Origin of the sequence: Oceanicola sp. 22II-s10i (genome assembly GCF_002210105.1) — a bacterium.
Taxonomy (GTDB): domain Bacteria; phylum Pseudomonadota; class Alphaproteobacteria; order Rhodobacterales; family Rhodobacteraceae; genus Pseudooceanicola.
The window spans coordinates 1-21,040 of record NZ_AQQU01000018.1 but is presented as its reverse complement, the minus strand read 5'-3'; the positions used below and the strand labels follow the sequence as shown (position 1 = coordinate 21,040).

Annotated in this window: 23 protein-coding genes and 1 pseudogene; 18 read left to right on the top strand and 6 right to left on the bottom strand. The window is 61.1% G+C overall.

Annotation, left to right across the window (positions count from 1 at the left end):
• Positions 1-21 precede the first annotated feature (21 nt).
• The 11 genes from ATO6_RS23020 to ATO6_RS22970 all read left to right on the top strand — a co-directional run bounded on the left by ATO6_RS23020 (position 22) and on the right by ATO6_RS22970 (position 10,011).
• Entirely contained in the window at positions 22-894 is an 873-nt protein-coding gene (locus ATO6_RS23020; RefSeq protein WP_088626326.1) for a branched-chain amino acid ABC transporter permease, read from the top strand.
• Complete coding sequence (locus ATO6_RS23015) at positions 887-1,942, top strand: branched-chain amino acid ABC transporter permease (protein ID WP_141102064.1); 1,056 nt, start codon at positions 887-889, stop codon at positions 1,940-1,942. Before ATO6_RS23020 ends, ATO6_RS23015 begins: the two co-directional genes overlap by 8 nt.
• Entirely contained in the window at positions 1,939-2,739 is an 801-nt protein-coding gene (locus tag ATO6_RS23010) for an ABC transporter ATP-binding protein (RefSeq protein WP_176441072.1), read from the top strand. Before ATO6_RS23015 ends, ATO6_RS23010 begins: the two co-directional genes overlap by 4 nt.
• Entirely contained in the window at positions 2,732-3,550 is an 819-nt protein-coding gene (locus tag ATO6_RS23005; protein ID WP_176441071.1) for an ABC transporter ATP-binding protein, read from the top strand. The genes ATO6_RS23010 and ATO6_RS23005 overlap by 8 nt, the downstream gene beginning before the upstream one ends.
• Positions 3,547-4,437: a VOC family protein gene (locus tag ATO6_RS23000; RefSeq protein WP_088626322.1), complete on the top strand. Its 891-nt coding sequence runs from the start codon at positions 3,547-3,549 to the stop codon at positions 4,435-4,437. Before ATO6_RS23005 ends, ATO6_RS23000 begins: the two co-directional genes overlap by 4 nt.
• On the top strand, positions 4,434-5,288 hold the full coding sequence (locus ATO6_RS22995; protein ID WP_088626321.1) for a VOC family protein: 855 nt from the start codon (positions 4,434-4,436) through the stop codon (positions 5,286-5,288). The genes ATO6_RS23000 and ATO6_RS22995 overlap by 4 nt, the downstream gene beginning before the upstream one ends.
• A 96-nt stretch (positions 5,289-5,384) precedes the next feature.
• Positions 5,385-6,431 (top strand): amidohydrolase family protein, encoded by a 1,047-nt coding sequence (locus ATO6_RS22990; protein WP_176441070.1) that lies wholly within the window; start codon positions 5,385-5,387, stop codon positions 6,429-6,431.
• Entirely contained in the window at positions 6,428-7,216 is a 789-nt protein-coding gene (locus ATO6_RS22985; protein WP_088626319.1) for a 2-keto-4-pentenoate hydratase, read from the top strand. The genes ATO6_RS22990 and ATO6_RS22985 overlap by 4 nt, the downstream gene beginning before the upstream one ends.
• Before the next feature lie 4 nt (positions 7,217-7,220).
• Positions 7,221-8,156: an acetaldehyde dehydrogenase (acetylating) gene (locus tag ATO6_RS22980; protein WP_088626318.1), complete on the top strand. Its 936-nt coding sequence runs from the start codon at positions 7,221-7,223 to the stop codon at positions 8,154-8,156.
• On the top strand, positions 8,153-9,187 hold the full coding sequence (dmpG, locus tag ATO6_RS22975) for a 4-hydroxy-2-oxovalerate aldolase (protein WP_088626317.1): 1,035 nt from the start codon (positions 8,153-8,155) through the stop codon (positions 9,185-9,187). The genes ATO6_RS22980 and dmpG overlap by 4 nt, the downstream gene beginning before the upstream one ends.
• Positions 9,188-9,189: 2 nt before the next feature.
• Positions 9,190-10,011, top strand: a complete 822-nt coding sequence (locus ATO6_RS22970) for an alpha/beta fold hydrolase (protein WP_088626316.1) — start codon at positions 9,190-9,192, stop codon at positions 10,009-10,011.
• 37 nt (positions 10,012-10,048) lie between these two features.
• Here the strand turns inward: ATO6_RS22970 and ATO6_RS22965 are convergent, their stop codons facing one another.
• From ATO6_RS22965 to ATO6_RS22950, 4 genes and pseudogenes are all read right to left on the bottom strand, one after another.
• Complete coding sequence (locus tag ATO6_RS22965; protein ID WP_088626315.1) at positions 10,049-11,599, bottom strand: IS66 family transposase; 1,551 nt, start codon at positions 11,597-11,599, stop codon at positions 10,049-10,051.
• Positions 11,600-11,653: 54 nt separating this feature from the next.
• Positions 11,654-12,007, bottom strand: a complete 354-nt coding sequence (tnpB, locus tag ATO6_RS22960; RefSeq protein ID WP_048534829.1) for an IS66 family insertion sequence element accessory protein TnpB — start codon at positions 12,005-12,007, stop codon at positions 11,654-11,656.
• 161 nt (positions 12,008-12,168) lie between these two features.
• Positions 12,169-12,411: pseudogene (locus ATO6_RS25630) on the bottom strand (transposase); the annotation flags it as partial.
• Positions 12,412-12,822: 411 nt separating this feature from the next.
• A complete protein-coding gene (locus ATO6_RS22950) occupies positions 12,823-13,998 on the bottom strand; it encodes a CaiB/BaiF CoA-transferase family protein (protein WP_254919251.1) in 1,176 nt (391 codons plus the stop codon).
• 47 nt (positions 13,999-14,045) lie between these two features.
• On the opposite strand from ATO6_RS22950, the gene ATO6_RS22945 reads away from it, so the two are divergent.
• Genes ATO6_RS22945 through ATO6_RS22920 form a run of 7 tightly spaced genes read left to right on the top strand, consistent with a single transcriptional unit; the run spans position 14,046 to position 19,218 of the window.
• On the top strand, positions 14,046-14,552 hold the full coding sequence (locus ATO6_RS22945) for a MaoC family dehydratase (RefSeq protein WP_217899052.1): 507 nt from the start codon (positions 14,046-14,048) through the stop codon (positions 14,550-14,552).
• 42 nt (positions 14,553-14,594) lie between these two features.
• On the top strand, positions 14,595-14,885 hold the full coding sequence (locus ATO6_RS25345; RefSeq protein ID WP_217899051.1) for an MmgE/PrpD family protein: 291 nt from the start codon (positions 14,595-14,597) through the stop codon (positions 14,883-14,885).
• Positions 14,886-14,904: 19 nt separating this feature from the next.
• On the top strand, positions 14,905-16,002 hold the full coding sequence (locus ATO6_RS22940; protein ID WP_254919250.1) for an MmgE/PrpD family protein: 1,098 nt from the start codon (positions 14,905-14,907) through the stop codon (positions 16,000-16,002).
• Positions 16,003-16,014: 12 nt separating this feature from the next.
• The gene (locus tag ATO6_RS22935; RefSeq protein WP_088626313.1) at positions 16,015-17,160 is read left to right on the top strand and encodes an acyl-CoA dehydrogenase family protein; all 1,146 of its coding nucleotides are present in this window, start codon (positions 16,015-16,017) and stop codon (positions 17,158-17,160) included.
• Positions 17,157-17,921 (top strand): GntR family transcriptional regulator, encoded by a 765-nt coding sequence (locus ATO6_RS22930; protein ID WP_088626312.1) that lies wholly within the window; start codon positions 17,157-17,159, stop codon positions 17,919-17,921. Before ATO6_RS22935 ends, ATO6_RS22930 begins: the two co-directional genes overlap by 4 nt.
• Before the next feature lie 8 nt (positions 17,922-17,929).
• Complete coding sequence (locus ATO6_RS22925; RefSeq protein ID WP_088626311.1) at positions 17,930-18,739, top strand: CoA ester lyase; 810 nt, start codon at positions 17,930-17,932, stop codon at positions 18,737-18,739.
• Positions 18,736-19,218, top strand: a complete 483-nt coding sequence (locus tag ATO6_RS22920; protein WP_088626310.1) for a class I SAM-dependent methyltransferase — start codon at positions 18,736-18,738, stop codon at positions 19,216-19,218. The genes ATO6_RS22925 and ATO6_RS22920 overlap by 4 nt, the downstream gene beginning before the upstream one ends.
• A 299-nt stretch (positions 19,219-19,517) precedes the next feature.
• Here the strand turns inward: ATO6_RS22920 and ATO6_RS22915 are convergent, their stop codons facing one another.
• Positions 19,518-20,681 (bottom strand): acyl-CoA dehydrogenase family protein, encoded by a 1,164-nt coding sequence (locus ATO6_RS22915; RefSeq protein WP_088626309.1) that lies wholly within the window; start codon positions 20,679-20,681, stop codon positions 19,518-19,520.
• A 3-nt stretch (positions 20,682-20,684) separates the two neighbouring features.
• On the bottom strand, positions 20,685-21,040 hold a 356-nt coding region (locus tag ATO6_RS22910), incomplete at its 5' end, for a citrate/2-methylcitrate synthase (protein ID WP_303395927.1).

The window sequence follows — 21,040 nt, the reverse complement described above, 5'->3', positions numbered from 1 at the left end:
TGAGCGCGACAGGAGCTTATCATGCAAATCCTAGCAAACATCGTTGTTTTGACGTCATTGTACGCTCTTGTCGCGAGCGGCTATGTCCTGGTGTACAAAGTCAGCCGTGTCCTGAATTTGGCACATGGCGAACTCATGATCCTGGGGGCTTACCTGTTGGTTGCCACGTCGGCAGGTATCGCCTCGGATCCTCTCGTCGCGATTGCCCTCACCGCGATGTTCTCGATCGTTGTCGGGTTGTCCGTCTATCTGCTGCTTATGCGCAAGATGACGGGACAACCGGTTTTGGCCGCCGTTCTGACAACCGTAGCGTTGGGCATTCTTTTGCGCGGCGCAATGGTCCTGATCTGGGGGCCACAACAACTGAACGTTGGGGCAATGATCAGCTTCGACAATGCCTCGATCGCGCTTACCGACTCGGTCCGGGTTTCCACCGCCGCGCTGTGGCTCGTTGTCTGCACGTTCCTGGTCTACCTAGGGCTTCTGGCATTTCTTCACATGTCACGCTGGGGCATGCGGATGCGTGCCTCTGGACAGAATGCGCTGCTGGCGGCGCAACGCGGGATCAACCTTCATACCGTCTATGCCCTGGCTTGGACCCTGTCGACCTTTTCGGGGTCACTGGCGGGAGTACTTGTCACCCTCGATTCTCGTATCGACGTGAACATGGCGGTGATCGGGCTCAAGGCCTTTCCGGCGGCACTTGTTGGCGGGTTGGACAGCCTGCCCGGTGCGTTGATCGGCGCGGGTGTCATCGCGGCCCTGGAGGTTCTTCTGATCCACTACGTCAATCCGCTTCTGTCCGATGTCGTGCCGTTCCTTGTGCTGATCGCAATTCTCATTGTCCGGCCCTGGGGCCTGTACGGCACCAAGGAGGAACTCAATCGTGTCTAATATAGAAACCGGCATCGGCAAAATGACCCCTGCCACAACGCGTAGAAAGCGACTAAGCCAGAACCAGGTGGCCTGGATCGGACTGATCGTCCTGCTTGTACTGTTGCCGACCTCGGCCACGCCATTTCATCTCGACATCGCGTCGCAGATCTTTATCGCGGGCATCGGAGCACTGGCGCTCATGGTTCTGACCGGTATTGCGGGGCAGATCTCTCTGGGTCATAGCGGCCTGATGGCGGCTGGCGCGTTTACCACCGGGATCCTTTACAAGGAAACGGGTGCAGGTATCTGGATCACCCTTCCGGCTTCGGTCGTGGCAGGCGCGGTGATCGGCCTGATCTTCGGCCTGCCGTCCTTGCGGCTGCGCGGCATCTACCTGGCTATGAGCACATTGGCGCTGCATTTTCTCGTTATCTACCTTGGAGGCGAATACGAATTCGCCAGCGGCGCTTCGACGGGTATTTTCCTCGATCCGCCAGTGGTTTTCGGGTTCGAGATTTATGACGGATACGCCTGGTACTATGTGCTTCTGGCGCTGGTCGCGGGCACCTACTGGGGGTGTCGCAATCTGCTGAACTCCAAGACAGGCCGCGCCTGGGAGGCCCTGCATGCGAATGAAACCGCAGCCGAGGCTCTTGGCGTGCAGGTTGCCAATTATAAGCTGCTGGCCTTTGTCATCACGTCGGGAATCGCCTCGTTCTCGGGCGCGTTGTTCGCCTACTACCAGAACTTCGTTTCGGTCGAAGCCTTCACGCTGTTCCTGAGCATCCAGTATATCGCGATGATCATCATTGGCGGAATGGGCAGCTTGCCGGGGGCCCTGCTGGGCGCGGTGTTCGTCACGCTGGTTCCCTATTTCGTTGAATGGCTGATGGAAGCAGTGCCCTATATCGGGCTGGACATCACGACGGTTTCTTCGGCTTCCTATGCGGCCTTTGGTCTGCTGATGATCCTGTTTCTGGTCTTCGAACCCAGCGGCCTGACCGGCATCTGGAAACGCCTTGTCGGTCAATTCGCATCGCCGTCGAAACGGGAGGACACGCCATGACAGACATTCTGGAAGTCACGGATCTGGAAGTCACCTATCAGCGTTCGATCCGGGCGCTGCACGGTGTCAACCTCCGGGTTGCGAAAGGCCAGATTACCGCGCTCCTAGGGGCCAACGGGGCTGGCAAATCGACCACGCTCAGGGCGATCTCGGGGTTCATCGGGCTGGACAATGCGCGGGTGACCGCCGGCAACGTGCGGTATCTCGGTGAAGACATTACCGGGCTTCAGCTTCCGAAAACGATCCACAAGGGCATCGTTCTGGTGCCCGAGCGGGACAAGGTCTTTACCAACCTGACAGTTGCCGAGAACCTGGAAGTCGTCTCGACCACACGTGCCGAAGGCAGCAACTGGCGGCAGATCGAAGAAGAAATCTTTGTCTGTTTTCCCAGATTGGCAAAACTCAGGAACAAACCGGCTGGCTTGCTGTCAGGGGGCGAGCGTCAGATGCTGGCGATTGGCAGCGCGCTTGTCTGCAAGCCGAACCTGTTGCTGATCGACGAACTGTCGCTGGGGCTGGCTCCGGTGATCGTCGACGAGATCATCGAGCGGCTGCGCGACATTCACGCCCGGACCGACCTGTCCATCCTGTTGGTCGAGCAAAGCGCGGCAGTGGCTTTTGCGCTGGCAAGCTACGGTTTCGTTCTGGAAAACGGCAAAGTCGAGCTTGAAGGTGCAACCCAAGACCTGCGGACCAATCAGAAAATCCTGGAACTGTACCTTGGGACCGGAAGCGCTGGCCGCGCCGACTATCTGGCCAATGCGCGGCGCCGACGCGAGGAGCGAGCAAATGTATGACCTTGAACTCAAGGATGTGGAACTTCATTTCGGCGGTCTGGTCGTCCTTAACCGAGTTTCGCTGGGTGTCCGGTCGGGCGAATTGCTGGCGCTGATCGGACCGAACGGGGCCGGCAAGACCAGTATCTTTAACTGCATCAGCGGGCTCTATCGGCCCTCGGGACAGATCCACTTTCTTGGCACGTCCCTAATCGGGAAGAAACCCAGTGCCATTGCGGAAATGGGAATCGGGCGCACCTTTCAACATGCCGAACTGATCCCCCGGATGAACGCACGTGAAAACTTGTTTGTGGCCCGGCACAACCATCTCAAGGCGACACTTGCGGAACAATGGTTCCGACTGCCGTCGGCGCGGCGCGAAGAGGCCGAGCATCTCGCTGTGGTCAACGACGTGCTCGAGATGTTGTCGCTGACCCATCTGGCGCATTTGCCTGTCGGCGGTCTGCCTTTCGGAATTCAGAAGATCATTGGCTTTGGGCGGGCGCTGGTGGCCGAACCGAAAGTTCTTTTGATGGACGAACCTTCCGCGGGACTGACCCAGGAAGAACGCGAGGAACTTGCCTACCATATCGACGCCGCAAAGAAGCAACTGGGAATTCCGATGCTCTGGATCGAACACGACATGGAAATGGTCGCCGCGATTGCGGACCGTATCCATGTGTTGGATTACGGCCGGTCGATCGGAGACGGACCTCCTGATGAGGTGCTGGATAACCCCGAAGTGGTACGGGCCTATCTTGGCACGACTCAACTGACGCAAGCAGGCGCGGATGTGGCCGCGCCGCGGGAAGAAGGGGTGACCACGGTATGATTGAAGAGCTTCGGTTTGTTCGGTATCCAGCGAAAGAATTGGATGATTTCAAACGGTTCCTTGGAGGCGCGGTCGGGCTTCAGTCGGCGGACGGCAGTGACGACATCGCCCGTTTCCGATCCGACGAGCGATCGTATTCAGTAGAATGCGACGCCACCGGCGCGACCGGCAAGCCGGTTGTCGGGTTCAGTGTCCGTTACCAGAGCGATCTTGACGACATCACAGGGAAACTTACCGCCTGTGGACTTGAGCCCGAGCGGCTGCCCGCAGAGGTTTGCGCCGGAAAGCTCTACCGCGATGCGGTGGCCTTTGAAGATTTCGCCGGCAACCGGTTCGAGATTGTTGTGCGCCACGAAAACAAGAGTCAGCGGTTTTTCCCCGCACGCGACGCGGGCATCAAAGCGATTTCATCGGTCGATCTGCGCAGCCCCGACCCCGCGCGCGACATGGCGGTCTGGACCGAGGTTTTCGGCGCCAGGGTGCGGGACTTTGTCGGAGAAAGCGTTCAACTGGGTTTTGATGAACGGCACCAACGCCTCGCCTACTACGCAAGCCAGCGGAGTGGGCTGCTATCCGTCAATTTTGAGGTAGGCGACCTGAACGATATCATGCGCAGCAAGTATTTGCTTGCCAATCAACAGGTGCGGATCCTCGATGGTCCCGGGCGCGATCCCGCAAGTGGCGAAGTTTTTCTGTACTTCCAGGGGCCCGAGGACCTGATCGTGTCTTACGGGACCGGAATGAAAACTGTTGAGCCTGACTGGACCGCGCGACAATTCAGAAACGCGCGCGACTCGTTTTGCATGTGGAACTCCGATGGTCTGATTCCCGAACGCTGGGGAGCCGATTGGGAAACCCAAGATAACAGAAAGGTGACCACAAGATGATTGAACTGCTTGATGTATGCTATGTTCGGATGGGTACAAAAGATATTCAAACCAGCACCGACTTCGCAACGAGAATTCTGGGCCTGGAGGTTTCCGAAAGCAGCCGCAATTCGCGACACCTCAGATCAGATGAACGGGGACATACCCTATACTACCACGAAGGGGACCCCAACGACCACGTCGTCGGTTTCGAAGTCCGCGATAGTCAGACACTTGAAATCGCGGCTGCGACTCTCGAAGATCTTGGACACGATCTGCATAGGGGCACCCGCGACGAGTGCGATTCCCGTCATGTAAGAGATTTCGTTGCTTTCCGAGAGCCCAGTGGCCTGAAAATCGAGCTGGTAGTTCAGCCAGAGATTATGGGCAAGCGTCATTTTCCGAGCCGGGACGCCGGAATCTCCGGCTTCAGCCATGTCGGCATTTTCAGCCAGGACTGCAAGCGGGATGAAGCATTCTGGACCCAGGTTTGCAACGCCCGCGTCAGTGATCGTATCGGAGACGTTCCGCTTTTGCGCGTGAATGAGATTCATCATACGCTCGCTCTTGTCCCTGCAGGGCGCGGCGGACTCCAGCATATCAACCATCAGGTTGAATCGACCGATGACATCATGCGTTCGTACAATCTGCTGAAACAACATAACGTTCCGATTACCTTCGGTCCGGGACGTCACCCGACATCAGGTGCCCGGTTTGTTTATTTCCAGGGCCCTGACGGGATGACATTCGAATACTCAGTTGGTGTTAACAAGGTAGACGAAGAAACGTATAGAGAACGCCAGTTCGGTTTCGAACCTTTCAGCCTTTGCATGTGGGGCGCGAAATCGAATCTGAACGGCCTCGAGAACTGATATGGCTTCCGAAGGCGCATGTAATCGCGTTTGCGCAGCTTTCCGGTTGATGGACGGAAAGCTGTTTGGCTGGATGATAACACGGAAGATACTGTGGTGAAGAATTTGCGCTCATCTGGGGCAATAGATGTCCATAGCCACGTCGTGCCCGATCAGTTTCCGGACGGAACAGAACGCGATGCGCTCTGGCCCTCCGTTGTGCATGAACGGGACGGCTCGGCCCGGATCGTGATCGGAGGGAAGTCTTTTCGCCAGATCGATTCACGATCCTGGAACGCCGATGCCAGGTTGGCCGACATGGAGGCCAAGGGGATCGGCCATCAGGTGTTGTCGCCGATGCCGGAGCTTTTGTCTTATTGGTTCGGCGCCGACGATGCAGAGGCGATCTGTGACTGCGTCAATACCTTTCTCGCAGATCTAGTCGCCACCTACCCGAAGCGGTTTTCAGCTTTCGGGATGGTGCCGCTGCAAACACCGGAAAAGGCCGCTCACAGCCTGAGCGGGTTGCGGGACATGGGGCTGACAGGGATCGAGATCGGCACGCATGTTCAGAGTACGCCCCTGGGCGATCCGTCGCTTGCCCCGGTCTTTGCCGAAGCCGAACGGCTGAACATGACGGTTATGGTTCATGCGCTGCATCCGGCCGGGGTCGAGCGGATCGGCGATGTACCGGCAATGGCCGCAATTGCGGCGTTTCCGCTTGAGACAGCTCTCGCCGCCACGTCGCTGATGACAAGTGGGGTCCTGGAAAATCACCCCAATCTTCGCATTGTCCTTTCGCATGGCGGCGGTGCATTGCCCGCCATCCTGCCCCGGCTGGATCATGCGTACCGCTTGGGAATGCCGATCCGGAACAGCATGTCCGTGCCGCCCAGCAAACTGGCGCGCCGGTTCTATTTTGACAGCATCGTTTACGACGATGTCGCCTTGCAGTTTCTGGAAACAACCATCGGACACGATAGGATACTGGCCGGTACCGACTATCCATTTCTGATCATGGAAAACGATCCGGTAGGGTTCATCCGGCGCGCACTGTCTGAAACGGCCGCCGATACCGTTCTGTACCGGTCGCCGGCCGTTTTGCTCGGGTTGCGGCAAACCGCATCCGGTTCATCACAAACCGAAGAACAGAGGGACGTATGACATTGGATAATGATCTGGCGGTCGCGGCCGAAACATTGTGGCAGGCTGAGAACAAAGCAACGCCGTGCGCTCCGATCCTAACACATTTGGAGGACGGCGGGCTTGATGCCGCATATGCCGTGCAGCAGGCCAATATCGAACGGCGTCTGGCCGGGGGCAGCCGGTTGATCGGACATAAGATCGGACTGACCGCCAAGGCCGTTCAGGCTCAGATGGGCGTGGATCAGCCGGACTACGGTACCTTGCTGTCGGACATGATCGTCGGCGATGGGGGTGTCATTTCATCCGACCGCGTGCTGCAACCAAAGATCGAGGCGGAGATCGCGTTTATTCTGGGCGACGATCTGGATATTGCCCAGCCGAATGCCGCGGATGTATTGCGCGCAACCGTCTTTATTGCCCCGGCAATCGAGATCGTGGACAGCCGCATAGCCGATTGGAACATCACCCTGCTCGATACGATCGCCGACAATGCCTCGTCCGGTTTGTTGGTTCTGGGCGCTCCGGTCATCTCGCCCCTGGGCTTCGATTTTTCCAACTGCGCAATGGACATGACCCTGAACGGGCAGACCGTTTCCACCGGAACCGGTGCGGCCTGCATGGGCAGCCCTGTCAACGCCGTCGCCTGGCTGGCCGAAAAGATGCGTACAAACGGAACGCCCCTCAGGGCGGGGCAGATCATCCTGTCCGGAGCGTTGGGGCCGATGGCTCCGGTCACGGGCAAAGCACTGGTTCAGGCCTCGATTGGCGGCCTGGGCCATGTCAGCGTTTCATTCACGGAGTGATAGAATGTCAAAAGTAAAGGCGGCCATAATCGGCACCGGCAATATCGGCACCGATCTCATGATCAAGCTGATGCGGAACAGCGACCTGTTGGAGCTGGCTGCATTTGTCGGCATTGACCCTGCCTCGGACGGGTTGAAGCGGGCTGAAAAGATGGGCGTCCCGGTGACGGCCGAGGGTATCGACGGTTTGCGGCAGATGCCCGGCTATGGCGACATTGCTGTGGTGTTCGACGCGACGTCCGCCAAGGCCCACGCCCGGCACAGCGAGTTGCTGACAGCCGATGGCAAACGGGTCGTCGATCTGACGCCTGCCGCCATCGGGCCCTATGTGGTGCCAACGGTCAACATTTCCGCCCATTTGGACGCGGCCAATGTCAACATGGTTACCTGCGGCGGCCAGGCCACCATTCCGATCGTGGCCGCGGTTTCGCGGGTGGCCCCGGTGCGCTATGCGGAAATTGTCGCCTCGATCTCTTCCAGGTCGGCCGGGCCGGGAACACGCGCGAATATCGACGAATTTACCGAGACCACCTCGCGCGCCATATGTGAGGTCGGTGGCGCCGAGGAAGGCAAAGCCATCATTATCCTCAATCCGGCAGAGCCGCCTTTGGTGATGCGGGACACGGTGTATTGCCTGGCCCAGACAGACGACGCGGAAGCTATTCGCGCATCGGTCGAGGATATGGTCGAATCCGTGCGGGCTTATGTCCCTGGATACCGTCTCAAACAGGAAGTTCAGTTCGAAAGGATCGGACCGAACGCGGCGGCCGGGCTGCCCGGCGGCCCTGCCGAAGGCGGGCTGAAGGTTTCGGTGTTTCTCGAAGTAGAGGGCGCCGGACACTACCTGCCGAAATACGCCGGAAATCTGGACATCATGACATCGGCGGCGCTGGCAACCGGCGAACAGATCGCACGCACGAAAGAAAAGGCCGCGCAATGACCAAGAACCTCTATATCCAAGACGTGACACTGCGCGACGGGATGCATGCGGTGCGCCACCAGTTCACTGTCGATCAGGTGCAGGATATCGCCGCTGCGCTGGACGCCGCAGGCGTTGATGCGATCGAGGTCAGCCACGGCGACGGATTGAACGGGACAAGTTTCAACTATGGTTTCGGGCGCCACCGAGATCTGGATTGGATCGCCGCCGCAGCCGACGCGGCAAAGACGGCCAAACTGACCACGCTTCTGGTTCCGGGAATCGGCACAATCGCCGACCTCAAAGAGGCATACGCCGCCGGTGTCCGGTCGGTTCGCGTGGCCACCCATTGCACAGAGGCAGACATCGCCAGACAGCATATCGGGACCGCGCGCGACATTGGTATGGATGTGTCGGGCTTTCTGATGATGGCCCACATGAACGAACCCGAAGCCCTGGCCGAACAGGCCCTGCTTATGGAAAGCTACGGTGCACATTGCGTATATGTGACCGATAGCGCCGGTGCGTTGACCGTCAGTTCCGCGCGGGCGCGGGCGCGGGCTTTGCGTCAGGCGCTAAAGCCGGAAACCCAGGTCGGCATCCATGCGCATCACAACCTCACGCTTGGTGTTGCGATTTCAGTCGCCGCCGTCGAAGAGGGGGCGTATCGCGTCGACGGATCCTTGACGGGCCTGGGCGCGGGGGCCGGAAATGCGCCTCTCGAAGCTCTGATAGCGGTTCTTGAAAGGGAAGGCTACGATACGGGCACCAACCTCAACGCGCTGACGGACGCGGCAGACGATCTGGTCCGCCCGCTACAGGAGCGCCCGGTACGGGTCGACCGTGAAACGCTTTCTCTGGGCTATAGCGGTGTCTATTCGAGCTTTCTTTTGCACGCGGAACGCGCGGCCGCGCAATATGGCATAGATGCACGCACTATTCTGAACGAGCTGGGCAAACGCCGCATGGTCGGCGGGCAGGAAGACATGATTGTTGATGTCGCACTGGACTTGGCGAACGGCAGTAACGCAACAGAGCAACAAGGGAATTAACAATGACCAATCCTGAAATCGGCAAGACAATCGAGGCCGCAGGGCGGAAGACCAACTATCTTGAGGAGGGGACTGGCCCCGCAGTTCTGTTGCTTCATGGATCCGGGCCGGGCGTGACCGGCTATGCCAACTGGCGGCTGACAATTCCCGACCTGGCCAGCGATTTCCGGGTTCTGGCGCCGGATGCAATGGGATTTGGCTACACCGAGCGCCACGAGAACGAGACCTACTCGCTGGACGGCTGGGTCGAACATACAATCGCATTTATGGACGCCACGGGTGTCGAAAAGGCCCATTTCGTCGGTAATTCCTTCGGTGGCGGGCTCACGCTGGCTATTGCCAGCCGGTATCCCGACCGGGTCGACCGGATGGTTCTGATGGGATCGGCAGGTCTTGATTTTGGTCTGACAGAGGGGTTGGACACCGTCTGGGGCTATGAGCCCAGCCTGGAAAACATGCGCAAGATCATGATGGAGTGCTTTGCCTATGACAAAAGCCTCATCACCGAGGATCTGATAAAATCGCGTTACGACGCCAGCAAACGCCCCGGCTATCAGGAAAGTTTCTCGGCCATGTTCCCGGCACCCCGCGGCCGCCATGTCGCCGCGCTGTCTACGCCCGAAGACAAGATTGCCGCGCTCCCCCATCGCGCGCTGATTGTGCACGGTCGCGAGGATGCGGTTATCCCCCTGGAGTCCTCTCATCGCCTTCACCAAATGCTGAAACGCTCGGAACTGCACACGTTCGGCGAGTGCGGCCACTGGACGCAAATCGAAAAGAAGGATCGGTTCAACGGCCTGATCAAGAGCTTCTTTCTGGCATAAGGATGATCTGTAAGCGCTGTCGCCACCCCACGCCTGTTCAGCTTGACGGGGTGAAGTTCCAAGGTAGCAGCTCGTCGATCCTGCTGGCCGGGTGACCGGCGGCGATGGCTTCCAGGGTCGCCTTCAAATAGGCAAAGGGCTCGACGCCGTTGATCTTCGCGGTGGCGATCAGGGAGGCGATGCGGGCCCAGGTGCGACCGCCCTCGTCGTGGCCGGCGAAGAGGGCGTTCTTTCTTGTCAGGGCGATCGGGCGGATCAGGTTTTCGACGGCGTTGGAGTCCATCTCGACGCGGCCGTTGTGGAGGAAGGTCTGCAGGCCGCCCCACTGGCGGTGGATGTAGGTCAGCTTCTCGCCGAGGCGCGACTTGTCCGAGATACGCAGACGCTGTGCCTGCAGCCAATCACCGAACTCGGCCACGAGGGGCGCGCTGCGGGCCTGACGGGCCGACAGACGTTGGCCCGGGCCCATGCCCCGGATCTCGGCCTCGATGCGGTAGAGCTCAGCGATCCGGCGCAGGCCCTCGGCGGCGGTTTCCGAGCCGTCGCGGTCGAAGACCTCCTTCAGCTTGCGCCGCGCATGCGCCCAGCAGTGGGCCACCGTGATCGGCGCGCCGCCCTTGCGGGACGGGCGCGTCAGCCGGTCATAACCGGTGTAGCCGTCGAGCTGCAGGATACCGTCGAAGCCCAGAAGGATCTGTTCCGCGTGGGCGCCGGCGCGGCTGGGCTGGTAGGTGAAGACGACACCGGGCGGGTCTTCTCCGCCCCATCCGCGATCATCGCGGGCCAGGGCCCAGAGGTAGCCGGTCTTGGTTCGGCCGCGTCCGGGGGCGAGGACCGGAGCCGTGGTCTCATCCATGAACAGCTTTCCGGAGGACTTGATGTGTTCCGCCAGCCGGTCGACCACGGGGCCGAGGTGGAAGGCTGCGGTGCCTGCCCAGTCCGCCAGGGTGCTGCGGTCGACCTGGATGCCGGAGCGCGCCAGGATCTGGCCTTGGCGGTAGAACGGCAGGTGGTCCGCGAACTTCGAGACCAAGATATGCGCGATGGCACCTTCGGTCGGCATCCCGCCTTCGATCAGCCGGGGCGCGGCGACAGCCTGAGTGACCCCATCCGAGCAGATACGGCAGGCATACTTCGGCCGGATGTCGACCAGCACACGAAGCTGCGCGGGCACGATGTTGAGACGCTCGGTCCGATCCTCGCCGATCTGGTGCATGCGGCCGTAGCCGCAAGGACACTCAAGGCTCGCCGGTTCGATGACACGCTCGATGCGCGGCAGGTCCGCGTGCAGATGGCCGAGATTGCGCTGCCGTTTCTGTCGCGGGGTCTGGGTGGAGGGGGCGGCCTGCTCCCTGCGGGTCTCGACCTCGGCGACGGCCGTTTCAAGGTCTTCGAAGGCCAACTGCCGATCGTCCTCGCTCAGCTTCTCGGACCGTTTGCCATGCACGACATGGTTCAACTCTGCCACAAGGTGCTCCAAGCGCCGGTTGGCATCCTTCAACGCGCCGTTCTCCTGAAGCAGCGCCAGCACGGCCGCGCGCTGGCTTTCGGGGATCGCGGACAGGTCGATGGGCGGGGCGTCGGGCATGGTTGGATTATACCGGGCCCGGGGCGCCGATGCCCGGTTATTCAATAGGCCGAGTCACTCTGCCACAGCCGGTCGGCGCACCTCCAGAGATCGAACCCGGCGCCAGTCCAAACCGGCAAACAGGGCCTCAAACTGCGCCCGGTTCAGGGTCATTGCCCCGTCGCGGATCGCGGGCCAAGTGAAGGTGTTTTCTTCCAGCCGTTTGTAGGCCATCACGAGTCCGCTGCCGTCCCAGAACAGGATCTTCAACCGGTCGGCGCGCTTTGAGCGGAATACAAAGACCGTGCCCGTGAACGGATCCTCGGCAAGCGTCGACTGGACCAGCGCCGCGAGACCGTCATGCCCCTTCCGGAAGTCGACCGGCTTCGTCGCCACCAGGATCCGCACGCCCTGCGAGGGCATCAGCATGGATGCACCTCCAGCGCGTGGACTATCTCCGCGACCCGGGCGACGGGGATGTCATGCGCGAGTTCGATCACGACAGCACCCCGAATGATCCTGATCGGGGCAGCCTGCGATGCGACCTCCGGCCGCGCTTCCTCCTCGGCGACCTCGCAGACAACGAGAGGCGCAAAGACAGGGTCCTCGACTTCTGCCGCAGGCAGCACGAGCTTGCCCTGTTTGGCTTCACGTCGCCATGCCGAGAGTTGATTGGGCAGAATGCCAAACCGCTCCGCCACGGCATTCACCGTCGCACCAGCCTCCAAGGTCATCGCGACGGCCAAGGCCTTGGCCTCATCCGGCCACCGCCGATGTCCCGACGCGTAGATCTCGACGCCCAGCGATTTGAGAAACGAATTTGTAGCGCACATTGCGAAACGCACTCCCCATCATGAGATGGAGATCACCTCGCAGCCGAAGCCATTAGCAGCAACGTGGGGTTGCGACGGCGCTTACGATGATCTGGCGGGATGAGTTTTTCCCGCCCTTCAACCCGCTGCTACCGTGATGGGAGTATTGTTTGTCTTCGGTGCCTTTGCGACATCTGAGTTGATTTTGTAACGGATGGATTTGGCATCATCGAAGCCTACAGCTGAGGCGATGGCAGCGGACATTCGGCGGCGCGCTCGGAAGCACCATTAGTCTGAGGAAAAGATCCGCGTCATGCTGGAAAACCCTGTCGCGTTCGAAGGGAAAAATTGGCCTAAACGAGCACTTGGGGCGGCACAGAAACAGGACAGGTCCATTTGCAGGGCGGTAACGTCCCCCAAGCCGGCATACGGCTATGGCTGGAATTCGCGCCGTATCGCGGTTGTATGCGCGCCGAGCGACGGGACCGGGCGACTCGCGATATCGTCGCGCAGGGGCGAGGCCGTTACCTCGATGTCTCCCCCCGGTGTCTCGACGCTGATCTTGCGAAGCGCGGGATGTTTCGACAGGTCGGCAACGGTGGACACATTGGCCCATGGCAGGCGGTGGGCATCGAGACGCGCGATGGCCTCGCCGCGGGGCAGTTTTCCGAACACCCCGGCGATGATGTCAAACAATTCGGGCGTATTGGCCACCCGGTCGGCATTCGTTGCAAACCGTGCATCCTCGACCAGGTCGGGCATTTCCAGAACTCCGGTGCAGAACCGCACCCATTCATTGTGCTGCTGGCAGACAATGACAACATCGCCATCGCTGCAACGAACCTTGCCGTAGGGGGCGATGACGGAATGGGCCAGTCCCATGCGCGGGGTTTCCCGGCCGGCAAAGTCATAATGCAGCAAGGGCACACACATCATGTCGGCGATGCCGTCGAACATCGCAATTTCGATTGCCTTGCCACGGCCCGTGATGCCGCGTTCGATCAGCGCCTCAAGCACGGCTGAATAGGCGTTCTGCCCGGTGGTGATGTCGGCCATCGACACACCGACCTTGACCGGCTCGTCCGCCGTTCCGGTAACGGCGCAGATGCCGCTTTCTGCCTGGATCAGCATGTCATAGGCCAGACGTTTGGCATAGTCAGTGCCCTGGTCGTAGCCGAAAATATCGACGCAGATCAGGCGCGGATATTTCCTGGCCAGTTCCTGCGCGTCCAGATCCAGCCGCGCTGCCGCGCCGGGGGCGATATTGCGGACAAACACATCCGCCTTGGCCACCATGCGTTCAAGCAACGCGCGATCCCCGGCCTCTTTGATGTTCATTTCGCAGCTTTCCTTGCCCCGGTTGAGCCAGGCGAAATAGGCGCTGGTGCCCCTGGCGACGCTGTCATAGTGGCGCGCCGTCTCGCCGCCGGGGCGTTCGATCTTGATGACCCGCGCGCCCGCATCGGCAAGCCGTACCGTGCACATCGGTCCTGCAACCGCCTGTTCCAATGTAACGACAAGAAGCCCGTCCAGTGGCAGCATTGCATTCGCTCCTTCTTCATTCAGCGTGAGGCGCGGCGGGTCCAGGTTGACCTGCTTGTCCGGCATTGATACGTTTGTCCGGCCAAATGATCCAGCCCAAGCGAGCGCATCCCATGAAAAAAATTTCCGAGAACCGCTACCGGGCTGAGGTCGGCCAGTATTTCGAGGATTTCAAGGTCGGTGACATCTATGAACACCGCCCCGGTCGCACCGTGACCGAGACGGACAACATCCAGTTCTCGCTGTTGACGATGAACCCGCATCCGGTGCATTGCGACGCTCATTTCGCGGCGAAGACCGAGTTCGGAAAACCGTTGGTCAATTCAACGCTGACCCTGGCCATCGTGGCGGGAATGTCCGTGTCCGAAATATCGGGCAAGGCGGTGGCGAACCTGGGCTGGGACAAGATCGAACTGACCGCGCCGGTCTTTCCCGGCGATACGCTTTATGCCGAATCCGAGGTGCTGGACCTGCGCCCGTCGAAATCACGGCCCGGTCAGGGCATCGTGACCGTGCGCACGACCGGGATCAAACAGGATGGCACTGTATTTTTGACGTTTGTCCGCAGTGCCCTGGTTCATTCCAGGGCGACGGCGGCGGAACTGGATGCCGGTTACTAGGGCCCGGCGCGGGTTTTGTTCACAACAGCGGGAGGCAAAGCCATGAAGGACACCACAGTACAGGAACCGATAGCGCCGGTTCTGGCCGGCTTTGTCGCCGGATTGGGGGATGGCGACATACCGGCGGACATTCGCACACGGGCCAGTCACCTGATCCTGGACGCAACCGGCATCGCGCTGGCCTCGACCCAGTATGATTTTGCCCACAGGACGCTGACCGCGCTGACCTCCTTGGGGTCGGGTTCCGAACGTGTCATCGGCATGGAGGCGGGGTTGCCGCTTCGGGATGCGGTGATGATGATACGGTGTTCTGGCGCATGGGCTGGATTATGACGACACCCATGTCGCGGGCGTGATCCACGCCACCGCGGCCGCGTTCCCCACTGCCTTGGGCGTTGCCGCCGCGCGCCGCGCCAGCGGTCGCGACCTGCTAAGCGCCTATGTCGCCGGGATGGAGGTTTCGACCCGGCTGGGCGCGGTCGCCCGTGGCGGTTTCCACCAGGTCGGGTTCCATCCGACAGGTGTGGTCGGGGTCTTTGCTTGTGCGCTTATCGCCGCACGGCTAAGCGGTCTGAGCGTGGCGCAGATGGCGGATGCACAGGGGATTGCCTTGTCGATGGCCTCGGGCAGCATGGAGTTTCTCCAGGACGGTGCCTGGACCAAGCGGATGCACCCCGGCTGGGCCGGGGCCGGGGGGATCACGGCGGCCACCATGGCCGGCGCCGGGTTCAAGGGGCCGGGGGCCGCATACGAGGGCCGGTTCGGCCTGTTTTCCTCGTATTTGCACAAGGCCGAGCAGGACGAGATGGACCTGTCGCTGGCAACCGCCGGTCTGGGCCGGACATGGGAGATCGACAACGTTGCGGTCAAGCCGATCCCGGCCTGCCATTTCACCCATGCCTGCGCCGATGCGGCCGTGGCGCTTGCTACGACGCATGGGGTGACGGCGGAGGATATCGTCGAGGTTCAGGCGCTTGTTCCCGCAGGCGTGCACAAGACCGTATGCGAGCCGATCGGCACCAAACGCTGCCCGCAGAATTCTTATGACGCGCAATTCTCGGTCCCCTGGGCGGTAGCGTCCGGGCTGGCCCGCAAACGCTTTGGGCTGACGGAATTGTCCGATGAGGCACTGAACGATCCGGAGTTGCTGGCGCTGGCCGCAAAGGTGACCTGCGCCGACTATCCTGACGCGCCGTTTCCGAAGTACTATTCGGGCGAGGTCGTGCTGACGCTTGGTGATGGCCGGACGCTGACGCATGGCGAAGAGATCAACCGTGGCAACCCGGACCGGCCGCTGACCAATGACGAGATTGTCGCGAAATACTGGGACAACGCCACGACAGCCGTGTCCGACAACCGCGCCGAGGCGATCCGCGATGCGGTTCTGGGGCTGGATGCGCAACCGGACGCGCGCGCCTTTGCTGCGGTTCTGGCCGGTGTGCCCGTTTAGGAAAGGCCAATCATGACCGACCACAACGATCAGGTGATCCTTGACGCGCTCGACAAGTTCCTGAAAACGGATGTCGATCCTTATGTCCATGATCTTGAGGCGCGGGATGAATATCCGCACGACATAGTCGCTAGGATGAAGGAAATGGGCCTGTTCGGCTGTATCATCGAAGAGCAGTACGGTGGGCTGGGCCTGTCGGCCAGCACTTATGCCCGGATCGTCGCCCGCATCACACAAAGCTGGATGTCGCTGTCGGGGATCATCAACAGCCATCTCATCATGGCCTCGGCGGTGCAGCGACACGGCACGTCCCGGCAAAAGGCCCGGTTCCTGCCACGTTTTGCCACCGGGGAACTGCGCGGTGGCGTCGGGCTGACCGAACCTGATTGCGGTACCGATCTGCAAGCAATCCGCACCACCGCCCGGCGGGACGGTGACGAATACGTGGTCAACGGCTCCAAGACCTGGATCACCAATTCGCAAGAGGGCGATTGCCTGGCGCTGTTGGTCAAGACCGACAAGACGGCCACGCCGCCGCATCGGGGCATGAGCCTGTTCATCGCCGAAAAGGGGCCGGGGTTTGCCGTTACCCGCAAACTGGAAAAACTGGGCTATCGCGGCATCGACACTTGCGAATTGCAATTCGACGACTACCGCTTGCCCGCCGAAAACCTGATCGGCGGGGCCGAGGGCCGGGGGCTGCAACAGGTCCTGTCCGGGCTGGAACTTGGGCGCATCAACGTGGCCGCGCGGGGCGTCGGTCTGGCGCAGGCGGCGCTTGATATGGCCGTGGCCTATGCCCAGACGCGCAAGACCTTTGGCAAGCCGATCTGCGAACATCAGGCGATTCAGCTGAAACTGGCCGAAATGGCCACCCGCGCCGAAGCCGGGCGGCTGCTTACCGAAAGCGCGGCGAGGGCCTATGATCAGGGCGCGCGCTGCGACATGGAGGCCGGCATGGCCAAATATTCAGCCACCGAAGCGGCGCAGGCCAATGCACTGGATTGCATGCGCATCCACGGGGCCTATGGCTATTCCAAGGAATTCGACGTCGAACGGCTCTATCGCGACGCGCCGCTTTTGCTGATCGGCGAAGGCACCAACGAATTGCAGCGCATCATCGTCGCGCGGCAACTGATCGAACGACACCCGGTATGAGCACCGCCCAGATCGCGGGACAACCGCGCTATGCCCAAGTGGCGCAGGCATTGATCGAGGATATTCAGGCGGGCCGTTACCCGGTCGGCACCCTCTTGCCCACCGAACAGGAGTTGTGCCGCCAGTTTGACATATCCCGGCACACCGTGCGCGAGGCGACCGGGCGGTTGCAGTCCCTGGGGCTTATCACCCGCAGGCCCGGCATCGGCACACGGGTGCGGTCGGATCGGGTCAGCCAGCGATATGTGCAGGTCGGCGATTCGGTCTCGGATCTGTACCAATATGAGCGCGACGTGACCTTCAGCCTGAAACAGGTGGCAGATGTCGAGGCCGAGGGCGGGATCGCGGACCTGCTGGGTGGCGCATCGGGCCAGATCTGGACCCGGTTGCAGGGGCTGCGGTCCAAGCGCGACGCGCCATCGCCAATTGCCCTGACCGATATCTATGTTGCGCGCAGCTTTCGCGGCGTGTGCGATGTGGTTGACGACTCGGGCCTGCCGGTCTGGTCGCTGATCGAACAGCGCTACGGGGTTTCTCCGGCCGAGGTACGCCAGCAAATCGGGGCGGCGCTGCTGGACGAGGGCGCGGCAGCCCTTTTGCGGGCCACGCCCGGCGATCCGGCGCTGCGGGTTACGCGCCACTATCTGAATGGCAGCGGGGCAACCTATCTGGTGGCCATCAACCTGTACCCGGCCGATCGCTTTACTTATTCAAACACGTTGCGGATCGAAAGCCGGGCACCGGGATCGCGCGCAGGCTAGAGGACCAGATGGAACGATCTTTGCTTTTTGTGCCGGGTGACAGACCGGCGCGTTTCGACAAGGCGGCGGCCAGCGGCGCGCATGGCGTGATCCTTGATCTCGAAGATGCGGTCCTGCCCGAGGCCAAGCGCCCCGCGCGGGATGCGATTACCGGCTGGCTGGCGGGCCATGCCGGGGGCACGGCCGGTGTCGCGGTTCGCATCAACGGGATCGGAACCGATTGGCACGCGGGCGACATCGCCGTTCTTGGCGCAGCAGGGGTCGGTGCCGTCATGTTGCCCAAGGCCGAGGACGATGTTGCAACGGCGGCTTTTGTCGCCGCCCTCCCGCGTCCGATGCCGGTGATCGCCCTGATCGAAACGGCGCGCGGGTTGTGGAATGCCGATCGTATCGCCTCTGTTCCGGGGATTGCGCGGCTGGGCTTCGGATCGGTGGATTTTCAGCTCGATTGCGGTATCGACGACGAAGACGAGGGGCTTCTTCTTGCGCGCTCGCGCATTGTCGTGGCCTCGGCCATGGCCGGGCTTCCGGCGCCGCTGGACGGGGTCTGTGTCGCGCTCGATGACGAACACCGGCTGAAAGAGGATACTGCCCGTGCCAGACGGCTGGGGTTTGGCGGCAAGATGTGCATCCACCCCCGGCAGGTGGGCACCGTCAACCGGGGGTTCGCCCTGAGCGACCGGGAACGGGACTGGGCGCAGCGGGTTGTTGCCGCTGCGGACACGGTCGGATCGAAGGGCGCGGTCCAGCTTGACGGGCGCATGATCGACGCGCCGGTGGTCGAACGGGCGCGCAATATGCTGGAGGCGGACAGATGAAGGATCTGCCGGTCTACGCCGACGAACTGATACCGCTGATGCAGGCGCTTGACCTCGGCGGCGCAAGGGTTCTGGATCTCGGATGCGGCAACGGCGGGTTAAGCCGCCGTATCGCGCGCGAGGCGGCTGCCGCGCATGTGACCGGCATCGACGCCGAGGCCGCGCAGATTGCCCGCGCCGTCGAAAAGGATGCCCCGGCTGTGTTCTTTCTGCAGGGCCGGGGCGAGGCACTGCCCCTGAAAACGGCAAGTATGGATGCCGCCATAATGATGAAATCGCTGCATCACGTGCCGATTCCGTCCATGGATACCGCCCTGGCCGAGCTTGCGCGCTTGCTGCGGCCCGGCGGGCCTATATCTGCGAACCCGCCTATGAGGGCGCGTTCAACGACGTTTTGCGGGTATTTCACGATGAAGGCCCCGAACGCGCCGCGGCGCTGGCGGCGATTGAGCGCAGCCTGGACGCCGGGCTGTTCCTGATGTCCCGGCGTTTCGATTATCTGCGTCCGCTCGCCTTTCGCGACCTCAACGATTTCCGGGCCAGAATGATGGACCTGCCCTAGCTGAAATCCAGGATCACGCCCGCGATCGAAACGCAGGTTGCCCGCCTTTGGGGGCGGTATCAATCCCCTGGCGGCAGCGCCGAATTCAAAGGCCGGATGCTGGTTCTCGTGCTGGAAAAACCCAAAGCCTGACGGTGGGTTTGGCCGACGGAAAGGGCGGGCGGGATGCCGCCGATCCGTCGCTGGAGGTATCCGCTGGCGCGGTGCCCTTGGCCTTCAGAACGATCTTGGCATGTCGAGGATATGTTCTCCGACATATGACAGGATCAGGTTGGTCGAGATCGGGGCGACCTGATAGAGGCGCGCCTCGCGGAACTTGCGCTCGACATCGTACTCCCGTGCGAAACCAAAACCGCCATGGGTCTGGATGCAGGCATTTGCCGCTTCCCAGCTGGCCTCCGAAGCCAGCAGCTTAGCCATATTCGCCTGTGCTCCGCAATCCAGCCCAGCATCGAACCGCCTGCAGGCTTCAAAGCGCATCAGATTGGCGGCCTCGATGTTCACATAGGACCTGGCGATAGGGAATTGCACGCCTTGGTTCTGGCCGATGGGACGGTCAAAGACCACGCGGTCAACGGCATAGGCGCGGGCCTTGTCGACGAACCAGTATCCATCACCGATACATTCCGCCGCAATCAGGGTCCGTTCGGCGTTCAGCCCGTCAAGAATATGGTAAAATCCGCGCCCCTCGATGCCGATCAGGTTCTCGGCGGGGATTTCCAGGTTGTCGAAAAACACTTCATTGGTTTCGTGGCCGGGCATGTTGGCGATGGGGCGGACCTCCATCCCGTTGCCGATTGCCTCTTTCAGATCGACCATAAAGATCGACAGGCCCTGCGACTTTTTCTTGACCTCGCTCAGCGGCGTGGTGCGTGCCAGCAGGATCATCAGGTCGGAATGCTGGATACGGCTGATCCAGACCTTCTGGCCATTGATCTCATACCGGTCACTCTTCTTGACCGCGGTGGTCTTCAGTTTGGTGGTGTCGGTCCCGGTTGTCGGTTCGGTCACGGCCATGGATTGCAGGCGCAACGCGCCGCTGGCGATGCCGGGCAGGTATTTCTGCTTTTGCTTCTCCGAACCGTGCCTGAGAAGCGTGCCCATGTTATACATCTGCCCGTGGCAATGGCCCGCGTTTCCGCCGCAGCGGTTCACCTCTTCCATGATGATCGAGGCTTCCGTCAACCCCAGACCCGAGCCACCGTATTCCTCGGGGATCATCGCGGCAAGCCAGCCCTCGCGGGTCAGCGCATCGACGAATTCCTCGGGGTAGGTTTCGTTTTCGCCGAACCTGCGATGATATTCTGGCGGAAACTGCGCGCAAAGTGCGCGCAAGGCATCGCGCAGATCGGTGTGAGTGTCTGGGGCTGACGTCTGCATCGGTTACTTCGCTTCCGGACCCGACGTTTCAAGAATTTCCTGCTCGGCGCGCTGCCAAAGCTCATAGGAAATCGGGTTTTCGCTCTCTTCGAGGATATGACCGACCAGGCCGATGGCGCGAGCCATGACGCCAAAGCCCCGCACGATCTTCCAGGGAAAGCCGAATTCACAGCAGATCGCTCCGATCGCACCAGTGGCGTTAATCGGCAGCATCTTACCCGATTTTTCTTCGGCAACGGCCTGAATTTTCTGGATCAACTCGATGTATTCACCGGACTTGCCGTTCTCGACAGCGATCTGGAAAAGGCGCGGGGTGCGCGGATCGACCGGTTTGTGCACCGGATGTCCGAGCCCCGGCA